This window comes from Streptomyces sp. NPDC101219 (genome assembly GCF_044767675.1).
Classification (GTDB): domain Bacteria; phylum Actinomycetota; class Actinomycetes; order Streptomycetales; family Streptomycetaceae; genus Streptomyces.
Genome location: NZ_JBIWOK010000008.1, coordinates 69,920 through 80,224 on the forward strand (window position 1 = coordinate 69,920; position 10,305 = coordinate 80,224).

At 76.3% G+C, this 10,305-nt stretch carries 7 protein-coding genes and 1 pseudogene; 5 read left to right on the top strand and 3 right to left on the bottom strand.

What is annotated here, in order from left to right; all coding sequences use genetic code 11:
* Window positions 1-50 precede the first annotated feature (50 nt).
* Window positions 51-1,154, bottom strand: coding sequence for a hypothetical protein (locus ACIRPP_RS17500; protein WP_403643942.1), 1,104 nt, complete (start codon window positions 1,152-1,154; stop codon window positions 51-53).
* A 182-nt stretch (window positions 1,155-1,336) separates the two neighbouring features.
* On the opposite strand from ACIRPP_RS17500, the gene ACIRPP_RS17505 reads away from it, so the two are divergent.
* The 3 genes from ACIRPP_RS17505 (at window position 1,337) to ACIRPP_RS17515 (ending at window position 4,629) form a co-directional block, all read left to right on the top strand.
* Entirely contained in the window at window positions 1,337-1,777 is a 441-nt protein-coding gene (locus tag ACIRPP_RS17505; RefSeq protein WP_403643250.1) for a hypothetical protein, read from the top strand.
* A gap of 257 nt (window positions 1,778-2,034) precedes the next feature.
* Window positions 2,035-2,949 (top strand): hypothetical protein, encoded by a 915-nt coding sequence (locus ACIRPP_RS17510; RefSeq protein ID WP_403643945.1) that lies wholly within the window; start codon window positions 2,035-2,037, stop codon window positions 2,947-2,949.
* Between the two features lie 678 nt (window positions 2,950-3,627).
* Window positions 3,628-4,629 carry an endonuclease/exonuclease/phosphatase family protein gene (locus tag ACIRPP_RS17515; protein WP_403643253.1) on the top strand — a complete coding sequence of 334 codons (1,002 nt, stop codon included), beginning with the start codon at window positions 3,628-3,630 and terminating at the stop codon, window positions 4,627-4,629.
* 132 nt (window positions 4,630-4,761) lie between these two features.
* On the opposite strand, the gene snpA is transcribed toward ACIRPP_RS17515, so the two are convergent.
* Window positions 4,762-5,457, bottom strand: a complete 696-nt coding sequence (gene snpA, locus ACIRPP_RS17520; protein ID WP_403643256.1) for a snapalysin — start codon at window positions 5,455-5,457, stop codon at window positions 4,762-4,764.
* Window positions 5,458-5,713: 256 nt separating this feature from the next.
* On the opposite strand from snpA, the gene ACIRPP_RS17525 reads away from it, so the two are divergent.
* The gene (locus ACIRPP_RS17525) at window positions 5,714-6,655 is read left to right on the top strand and encodes a LysR family transcriptional regulator (RefSeq protein ID WP_403643259.1); all 942 of its coding nucleotides are present in this window, start codon (window positions 5,714-5,716) and stop codon (window positions 6,653-6,655) included.
* Between the two features lie 116 nt (window positions 6,656-6,771).
* Here ACIRPP_RS17525 and ACIRPP_RS17530 read toward each other — a convergent pair whose 3' ends face one another.
* A complete protein-coding gene (locus ACIRPP_RS17530; RefSeq protein ID WP_403643262.1) occupies window positions 6,772-8,850 on the bottom strand; it encodes a PhoX family protein in 2,079 nt (692 codons plus the stop codon).
* A gap of 276 nt (window positions 8,851-9,126) precedes the next feature.
* Here ACIRPP_RS17530 and ACIRPP_RS17535 point away from each other — a divergent pair.
* A pseudogene (locus tag ACIRPP_RS17535) lies at window positions 9,127-10,305 on the top strand (Toxic cation resistance protein); the annotation flags it as partial.

A 10,305-nucleotide genomic window follows, 5' to 3' on the forward strand; every position in this document is an offset into this window, starting at 1 on the left:
TGGCACCGCGGACGGCGCGAAGGGAGGGGTCCGACGCCGCTCCCGGCCCCTCAGCCCTGCTTCTGCACCTCCTGCAACCGCGCCAGCCGGCGCCGCACATGCTCCAGCGCCCCCTCCCGCCGGCCGGGCACCACCGTCCGCAACGCGGCCAGTTCCGGGCCGAGTTCACGCGCCCGGTGCACGTCGTCGATCCGGCCCCACTGGTGGTGCGCGCGGTCCACGGCCGCCTCGACCCCGGGCCCGTCCGCCGGCTGGCCGGCGCCCAGCCGCGCCCGCGCCACGGCCAGCCAGGTGCGGCAGCTGCGGGCCGCGTCCCCGGCCAGCATCGCCAGGTCGGCCCGTACCTCCGCCCAGTGCAGGGCCTCCTCGGAGGCGGGCCCGTGGGCCAGGGCGGCGGCCCGTTCGTGGCGGGCGGCGAGCGCGTCGGCGTCGCCGTGCCGGCCGCGGCGGGCGGCGGCGGAGACGGCCGCGTGCGGATCGGCCGCCGCCGCCTCCCGCCGTACGGGCGCCAGCTCCAGGCCCGGGTCGGCTCCGTCCGCCGCGGTCCGGGCGAACGCCAGCCGGTGCAGCTCCTCCTCCGGCGGACGCCGCCCGCTGCGCAGGATCGTCGCCACCGCCGTCATGTACGCGGGTACGGCGACCGTGCGGCGGCCGGGCACCGGGGCGATCCGGCCGTGGACGGCGCTGTGCGGACCGCAGTCCAGCGGGGCCGGGCGGCCGGACAGCGGCGGCGCGCACAGGACCTGCCGGGTCTCGGCGTCCGCGTGCAGGTCGAGGATCAGCGTCGTCGTGCCCGCCGCCCGCAGCCGCAGTTCGTCCCGGAACCAGTGCCAGGGGAACGCCGTGTAGCGCACCGTCGCCGGGGTCGTGCGGGCCAGCGCCAGGTGCACCAGCCGCTGGCGGCGGTCGAGGTGCAGCTGCCCGGCCACGTAGACGGTGAGCGGCCCGGGCGCGGCGGCGGCCGCGCGCAGCCGGGTCAGCACGGCCTGCGGTTCCAGCGGGTCGGCGAGTTCGATGACGTTCACGGTGCCGGTGCCGGTGGCGGACAGCACCGGCGGCGGCACGGCCGCCAGGACGGGAAGCACGGACGCGGCGTCCACCAGCCGTCCCCGGCCCACCGGCGAGGCCGCCAGCAGCAGCACGGTTCCGGGCACGCTCGTCTCCCCCCGTCGATCACCCACGGAAGCACGGTAACGGCTGCGGCCCTCGCGGGGGGCCGGGGGCGGCCGGCGTCCCCCTTCGGGGCGCTTCCGCGACGAACCGTGTCCGCCGACTTGCCCGCGGGGCCCGGCCGGTGTGCTCTGGTAGGCGGGGGCGAGGAGAGAGGAGTGCTCTCATGGCTCACGCGGCACCCCGGTCCCGGGTGAGGGACGAGCGGGCCGGCACGCCCGACATCTTCAGCGCGCAGGCCCACCGGATCGCCCGGTTCGCGCTGCCCGTCGTCCTCGGTCTGGTCTACGGCTACTGGGCCGCCGCCAACCGGCGCTACGGCGGGCCCATCACCGGGTGGAACCTGCTCTTCGGGTTCCTCACCGCCCTCGCGTTCATCGTGCTGTACCTGGCCGTGCAGTGGCTGGCGCCCAGGATGAAGCGCGAGGTGCACGCCGCGCTCTGGGGCGCGTTCACCGCCGCCTCGGTCGGCTTCCTGGTCAGCACGACCAACTACAGCGTGCTGTGGTCCATGTGGCTCGGTCTGGCGTCGGGCGCGGGCCTCACCGCGCTGCTGTTCTACCGCTTCCACTCCCGGGAGGACGCGGCGGGGCACCGGCGCGCCTGAGCACGGCGGCGGGGGAGCGCCCGGGTGACGGCCGGGGCCCGCGGAATCCCCGGACCCACGACCGTCACCCGTCCGGGTGAAGCACGTCCGGGGGTGCGGCGGCCGGGGGCGACGCCGTGCACCCGTCTGCGGGCGCTGCGCTCGCGGAGCCGGCGCCGGCCGCCTTGCCTGGAGGAGTGTCCGCCTCCCCGGGCCCGCCCGCCCCTCCCGCCGCCGGCCCCGCCGGCCGTACCCGCCGCGCGGGCGCGGCCGTGCGGCTGCGCAACGCCGTCTCGGCCGCCCTGATCGCCCTGGCCTGCCTGCTGGTTCCCTGCGGCACGCTCGCCGCCTGGGCCGCCCACGGGCTCACCGACACCGGCCGCTACGTCGGCACGATGGCCCCGCTGGCCGCCGACCCCGACGTACGGGACGCGGTCGCCGACGCCGTCGGGGACGGGGTGGTGCGGGAACTGGGCGCCGAGACCTCCCCGGCCGTCGGGCCGTTCGTCCGGGACGCGGTCCGCTCGTTCAGCCGCACCGAGGCGTTCCGCACGGCCTGGGAGGCGGGCAACCGTGCCGTCCACGACGCGGTGCTGCACGCCGTGCGCGACGAGCGGGCGGCGCCCGGCCCGGTCACCGTCGACCTGGCGCCCGTCACCGCCGAGGTGAAGCAGCGTCTCGTCGCCGACCGGGTGCCGTTCGCCCGGCGCATTCCCGTCGAGCACACCCGGGTCGCGGTGGTCCCCGCCCGGGACGTCCCCGGCCTCCGGAAGGGGTACCAGGTGCTGGAGACCGCCGCCCTGTGGCTGCCGCTGGCGGCCGTGGCTCTCGCCGTCGCGGGGATCGCCGTCGCCGGCTGCCGCCGCCGCGCGCTGACCGCGACCGGCCTCGGCACCGCCCTGGGCGGCGCCCTGCTCGGCCTCGCCGTGCTCCTCGGCCGCCGCCTCACCCTGGCCGACCTGCCCGAGCGGATCCACCGGCCGGCGGCGGGCGCCGTCTACGACGCCCTCACGGCCGGCCTGCGCACGGCGTCCTGGCTGCTGCTGGCCCTCGGCCTGGGCGTGGCCCTGCTGTCCTGGCTGGCCGGGCACCGCCACCGCCTCCCCGGCCTCCGCCGCCGCGCCACGGCCCCCGATCCCCCCGTCGCCGGCACCGCGGCCCCGCCGCCCCCGCCGCCCCGCGCACGCGTGTGAGCGGCCGCCCGCTGCCACCCGCACGACGCCCTCACTGCGGCCAGCCCACGTCGTCCTCGCTGTTGCTCGCCCTCGGCCCGGGCGTCGCCCTGCAGTCCTGGCTGACCGGCCACCGCCACCGCCTCCCGGCCTCCGCCCCCGCGCCACCGCCTCCCCGGCCTGCGCCGCCGCGCCACGGCCCCCGATCCCCCCGTTGCCGGCGATCCCCCGTTGCCGGCGCCGCGGCCCCGCCGCCCCGCGCGCGCGTGCGAGCGGCCGCCCGCTGCCCACCGTCCCCGTCAGCCCGCACGACGCCCTCACTCCGGCCAGCCCACGTCGTCCTCGCTGCTGCTCGCCCTCGGCCCGGGCGTCGCCCTGCAGTCCTGGCTGACCGGCCACCGCCACCGCCCCCCGGCCTCCGCCGCCGCGCCACGGCCACCGCCTGCCCGGCCTCCGCCACCGCGCCACCGCCACCGCCCCCTCGGCCTGCGCCACCGCGCCACGGCCCCCGGCCCCCCCCGGTTGCCGGCGATCGCCCGTTGCCGGCGCCGCGGCCCCGCCGCCCCGCGCGCGTGTGAGCGGCAGCTCCCGTCCAGCCCCCTCCCCCCGCTTCCGGTCCCGTGCGGCAACCTCCGTGAACGCTCCGCCGTCCATGAGGGAGGATTCGGACATCGCCAGCGCGAGCGGAAGGCCAGGACGTTGGACACTGCGACTGCCGAATGGACGGCCGACGAGGAGCGGGCCGGTCGCCGGAGCGGCGGGCGGCGCCTGCGCACCGTCGGTGCGGCCCTGCTGTTCGCCGGGGTGAGCGCGGTCGTCGGCTGCCGGGCCGCCGACACCGACGGTCCCACGCCCGTCACACAACTCCTCGCCTTCCTGCCCTGGCTGCTCGTACCCACCGGGGCCGGCCTGCTGTTCGCCCTGCTCGCCCGGTGGTGGACCGGCCTGGTGTGGGGCGTCGTCCTGCTGGGCCTGCTGGCCTGGTTCATCGAACCGTACGGAAAGAGCACCGAGCCCGCCGGCCGGCCCGTCGCCTCCTTGCGGGTGCTGACCTCGAACGTGGAGTTCGGCCGGGGAACCGGCCCGCTGATCGGGGCGGTGCGCCGGGAAAAACCGGACGTCGTCTTCGTCCAGGAGTGCGACCCCGGCTGCGAGGCGGCGCTGCGGCAGGAGCTCGCGGACACCCTCCCGCACCGCGTGGCCGTGTCCGGCGGCGGCTCGGAGGGCTCCGTGATCCTCAGCCGCCACCCCCTGCGGGACGCCGACCCCGTGCCCGGCACCATGGGCATGCCCGCCGCGGTCGCCGACGTCGGCGGACGGCCGGTGCGGCTGCAGCTCGCCCACCCGATGCCGCCGCTGCCCGGTCAGACCGGCCTGTGGCAGCGGGAACTCGGGCGGCTGCGGGAGGCCGCCGCCCGGGACCGGACGACACCGGCCGTGTTCGCCGGGGACTTCAACGCCTCCCAGGACCACGCCGCCTTCCGCCGCATCCTCGACACGGGCCTGCGCGACGCCGCCCGGCTCACCGGCGCCGACCGGACCCCGACCTGGCCGGCCCGGACCATGCCCGCGTTCGGCGCCCAGATCGACCACGTGCTGGTCTCCGCGCAGTTCACCGCGCACCGGGTGCGCTTCCTGGACCTGGCCCGCACCGACCACCGCGCCCTGGTCGCCGACCTCACCCTGCACGAGGGCCGGTGACGGCGGCGCGGGCCGCCCCCCGCAGGGAACGGCCCGCGCACACCGGCCGGACCACGCACACCGGCCGGACCACGCACACCGCCGGGGACCCGCGCGCGCCGGCCGGACCGCTCGGCGCGGCCGGCCGCCCGGTCAGCGGGCGGACTTCTCCAGCGCCTTGTCCATCGCGGCGGCGAAGCCGTTGGCCCACAGCTGGTTCACCCGGGACCGCTCCGCCGAGTCGGGGTAGGCGTTGGTGCAGGACGGGCCGGGACCCCCGCCGGACATCAGCTCGCTGCACGGACCCGAGTAGTGGTCCGGCAGACCCAGCACGTGGCCGGTCTCGTGCGCGGTCACGCGCGTCGAGTCGTAGGTCTGGTTCTGCCGGTAGTCCAGGAAGATGTAGCCGCGGCCGTGGCCGTCCGTGGACGCGTACGAGCCGCGCGGGTCGTTGCCCTCCCGGTAGGTGAAGTCCGCGCCCGAGGAACCCGCCTGGAGTCTGACGTTCGACACCGAGCTGTTCCAGATCTGGGTGCTGCGGGCTATCTGCGTGGCGAACGAGGGCGCCCCGGAGGCGTTGTAGACCACCGTGACCGCCGCCGTGCTCGTCGGGTTCGCCGCCCGCTTCTCGGCCACGGACCGCAGAACGGCCTCGAAGAACGCGCGGTTGGCCGCGGCCTCGGCCTTCGCGTCGGCGGGGGAGCCGGCCGACGGCGATCCGTCGTAGGCGAGGACCGGCGCGCCCTCGGCGGTGGGGGTCGCCGAGGCCGGACCGGCGGTGCCGAGACCGAGGGTCGCCAGGCTCAGTCCGGCGGCGGTGAGAACGGACAGGGGCATGCGCATGCGCATCGATGACTCCTCGAGGTGGGGGGATGAGTCAGACATCGTGAGTGTCCGTGCCCGTACGGCCGTTGAGATGATGGCAACCGCCGATAGGGCCGCCCTATCCCCCTCCGTCCCCACCTGCCCCGCCCTGCCCGGCGGCCCCGGCCGGGACCCCTCCCGATCCGGGCCGGCGCCTCGCGCCGTGAAGGCCCGATGGTCCTGATCGGTCGGCATTTGTATGTCTGGTGAAAGCTGAACTTCCGCCTTACCCTCCCAGGGCATGGAGCTTGAGGTCAGGCACCTCAGGGCGCTGTGCGCCATCGCCGACACCGGCAGCCTGCACCGCGCGGCACGCCAACTGGGAGTGGCCCAGCCCTCGTTGAGCACGCAGCTGCGGCGCATCGAACACGAGCTGGGCGGTGCCCTGTTCGTCCGGGCCCGCACCGGCTGCCGCCCCACACCGCTGGGCCGGCTGGTGCTCAGCCGTGCCCGCCCCCTGGTGGCCGAATTACGCTCCCTCGTCAGCGAGGCCCGCGCCGCCGCCGTCGGCGGACGCCAGCTGCGCATCGGCTCCACGGCCAGCCGGGCCCTGGCGGGCTGGCTGCGCCGGCTCCGCCGGCACTGGCAGGAACCCACCCTGCACATGGACGTCTCCGCCAACGCCCTGCTGCGCATGGTGGCCGACGGCCACCTCGACGTCGCCTTCGTGCACGAGGTCGAGGGCAGCCCGCTGCGCGTCCCCGAAGGACTCCGGGTCCGCGTACTGGTCCAGCGGGAACCGCAGTTCGTCTGCCTGCCGGCCGACCACCCGGCCGCGGCGAAGCCGGTCGTACACCTCGCCGACCTGGCCCACGACCGCTGGATGATCGACCCCACCGTCGACGGAGAGTGGGACGCGGTGCGCCGGGTCCTGCGTGCCGAGGGCCTCGACCCGCGCATCCTGCACGGGGACTACCACACCGCCGCGTCCCTGGTCGCCACCGGCGAGGTGGTCACCGTGGTCCAGCCGACCTCGCCCTCCCGCGCCGAGACGGCCGTCCGCCGGCTGCACGGCGACCCGCTCGGCGTACGGCTGCTGCTGGCGGCCCGCACCGACACGGAACTGGAGGGCGTCTACCCCGACCTCGCTGAGGCCTACGGGGAGGTCGCCCGGCAGGCCCCGGCATACCGGGAGTGGCTGGAACGCAGTGGGTCGGGGGCACTCGTCCCAGCCCTCCCGTGACGACCGCGTACCCCGCGGGGCAGGCCGGGAACATGCGGAAGGGCCGGGGCGCGCGCACCCCGGCCCCCCGCCCCCTTCCCGTCGCCGGACGGGGTGGGGTACCCCGGGGCACGGCCTCAGACGCCGACGTCCCGCCCGTCCGCGCGCCACACCGCGACCACGGCCGGCCGGACGTAGGTGCCGGGACCGTCGGGCCAGGTGCTGCCGGGGTTCTCCACCGTCGCCCCGTCGACCTCGCCCGGGTGCTGCACCGCGACCAGCACCCGCCGGTCCTGGATGACCGGGCCGCAGGTCTCCGCCCCCCTCGGCACGGTCAGGAACTGCTTCAGCTCACCGCGCCGGCTGCCCCGCGTGGCGACGCCGAAGAGACCGTCGTGCGAGCCGAGGGCGCTGCCGTCGGTGGAGATCCACAGGTTGCCGTGCTCGTCGAAGGCCACGTTGTCCGGGCAGGAGATCGGGCTGACGGCGTCCTTCGGGAAGCCCGCGAAGTACGTCGCCGGGTCCTCCGGGTCGCCCGCCACGAGGAACAGCGACCAGGCGAACCGGGTGCTCTCCGGCCGGTTGCGGTGCTCGGTCAGCTCCAGGACGTGCCCGTGCTTGTTGGCGCGCCGCGGATTCGCCTCGTCCGCCCCCGGGTGGGAGCCGACCCCGCGGTTGGAGTTGTTGGTGAGGGCGACGTACACCTTGCCGGTGACCGGGTTCGGCTCGATGTCCTCCGGCCGGTCCATCTTGGTGGCGCCCACCTTGTCCCCGGCGAGGCGGGTGAAGACGAACACCTCTTCGACGCTCATGCCCTCCACGTGCGAGACGGCGCCGTCGGCGGTGGCGGTGGCCAGCGGGATCCACTCGCCGCCGCCGTCGAACTCGCCGTCCCGGGGCAGCCGGCCCGTCCCGTCGATCTCGACGGCGGGCGAGTCACCGGTCAGCCGGGCCACGTACAGGGTGCCCTCGTCGAGCAGCGTGAGGTTGTGCTCGCGGGCCGCACGGCTGGTGCCGTGCCGCATCCGCTTGCTGCCGACGAACTTGTAGAAGTAGTCGAAGCGCTCGTCGTCCCCGGAGTAGACGACCGGCCGCCCGTCGTGGGTCAGCCGCACGGTCGCGGCCTCGTGCTTGAACCGCCCGAGCGCCGTGCGCTTGCGGGGCGTCGACGTAGGGTCGTACGGGTCGAGTTCGACGACCCAGCCGAACCGGTGCACCTCGTTCGGCTCCTGCGCGAGGTCGAACCGCCGGTCGAACCGCTCCCACTTCCGCTCGGTCTCCCCGCCACCGATACCGTAACGCTTGTCGGTGGCGCGGCTGCCGCGGGCGAAGTACTGGTTGAAGTTCTCCTCGCCGTGCAGGGTCGTGCCCCAGGGGGTGGTGCCGCCCGCACAGTTGTTGAGGGTGCCGAGCACCCTGGTGCCGGTCGGGTCGGCCGACGTCCGCACCAGGTCCGACCCGGCGGCCGGACCGGTGAGCCGGAACTCGGAGGTGGCGGTGAGCCGGCGGTTGAGCCGGTGGCGCGTGACCGGGGTCAGCCTCCCGGTCCGGCGGTCGTCCTCCACGGCCACCACGGCCAGCCCGTGCGCAGCCCAGGCGATCTCGACCTGCTCGCGGGTGGGGCGGTCCGGGTCGTAGCCGCGGAACATGAGCACCTCGTCGGTGTACTCGTGGTTCGCCACGAGCAGCTGACGGCCGCGCTCACCCTTCAGCGGGAGCAGAGCGAGGAAGTCGCAGTTGTAGCCGAACTGCCCGGCCTGCGCCTTCGCGCTCTGCCGCTCCGGATCGAAGGCGGGGGCCCCGCGCAGGATCGGCTCACCCCACCGGATGACCACGTTCTGCCGGTAGCCGTCCGGCACGGTGACCGCGTCGGCGGTGTTCGGGGCGACGGGCGTGAACCGCAGCCCGCGAGCACCCTTCGACGCGGGATGGTGGGGCTTCCCGTGCCCGGCCACCGGCGCCGCCTGTGCCCCGGGCGCGGTCGCGACACCGGCCGCACCGGCACCGGCCGCGGCCACGGTGACCACGGCGGCGGCCCGCATCACCGAACGTCGGCTGAGGGCGCCGGCGATGATGTCGCCGACGTACTCGTTGGAACTGGTGTTGGGCACCTCGTGGAAACAGGCGTCACCACACCGGAAGCGACAGGTCAGGGCGGACCGGCCGCCAGGGTGCGAACCAGACGGCGTTCCGATCAACGGCAGCAGCTTGCGCACTTTGCTCTCCTTGGGTGCCCGTGGCGTCAGCGCGACGGTAGGAGCGCAGGGGTGCGGCAGCCGGGCGACCGGGTGAACGGCACGTGAACCCGTGGCGGCCTTCGGGGAGTTGACGGCGGGGCGACGACCGCGGCCGAGCGGGCCGGAAGTCCCCCTTGACAGTGCGGCGGCCGGACATCCCGACCCTGCCCAAGATCGCCTGTGCGGGCCGCTAACCTTACGTGTCCGTCCTGGCCAGGGATTGACGGGCATCAACTCACGCGAAGGGTTGCGCACATGGGCATTCTCACTCTCTTGCGGAACGCGTTCGGCCGGTCACGTAAAGCAACGACCGCCGAGGCGGAGGGTGCGGCGCAGGCCGACGAGCCGCAGCCCACCTCGGCCTCCCCGGAGCCCACGCTCCCCTCTCCGTCCCCCGAACCGGCCCCCGAGGCGTCCACCACGACGCCCGCCGAGCCGGCCGGCACACCGGCCGAGGAACCGACGGCCACGGCCCCGGCCTCGGTCCCCGAGCCGCGGAACGAGCACGACCTCGTCTCGGCCGCGTTCGACAAGGTGGAGGTCCCGCACCCCACCCGTTCGAGCGAAACCACGTCCACGGCGGACGAGTCGGCCACCGAGCCCACGGCCGAGGCCGACACCTCGGCGGCAAAGGCGTCCCCGGAGCCCGCCGAGGAGAAGCAGGCGAAGCCCGCCGAGCAGCCCGAGGCGAAGGCGGAGGAGGCCGAGGAGGCCGGGGCGAAGGCCGAGGAGGCCGGGGCGAAGCCCGAGCCGACGCCCGCCGCCACCCCGGAGCCCGAGGCAACGCCGGAGGCGATGGCCGAGCCCACGCCGGAGGCAGAGGCATCGCGGTCCGCCGAGGACACCGCCGCGCAGCCCGAGGCAGCGGAGGCTGAGACGGGCGCGGAGGCCGAGGCCGAGGCGGCGGAGGCCGAAGCGAGCCCGAAGGCAGCGGAAGCCGCGAAGCCGAAGGCGCACGCCAAGCCCGAGCCGGCCCCCGAGCCCAAGGCGGACGCGAAGCCCGAGGCCGACGCCGAGCCGAAGGCGGACGCCAAGGCCGAACCGGCCCCCGAGCCGGAGCCGAAGGAGAAGGCCGAGAGCAAGCCCGACGTAGAGGCAGAGCCGAAGGAGAAGGCGGACGCGAAGGCGGACGCGAAGCCGAAGGCCGAGGCGAAGCCGAAGGCAAAGGCCAAGGCAGGTGCCGCCCAGTCCGCCCCCGCCCCCGCCCCCGCCCCCGCCCCCGCCCCCGCCGACGGCGAGAACGCCCCGCAGGGGCCACCCGCACCCGGCAACGAGAGCCGCACGGGTGGTGCGGGTGGGAACACCACCGAGGCCGAAGGCGCAGCCGAGGCCGAGACGCCCCCCCCCCCCCCGGGCGCGCCCCCCCCCCCCCCCCCCCCCCGCCCCCCCCCCCCCCCCCGCCCCCGCGCCCCCCCCCCCCCCCCCCCCCCCCGC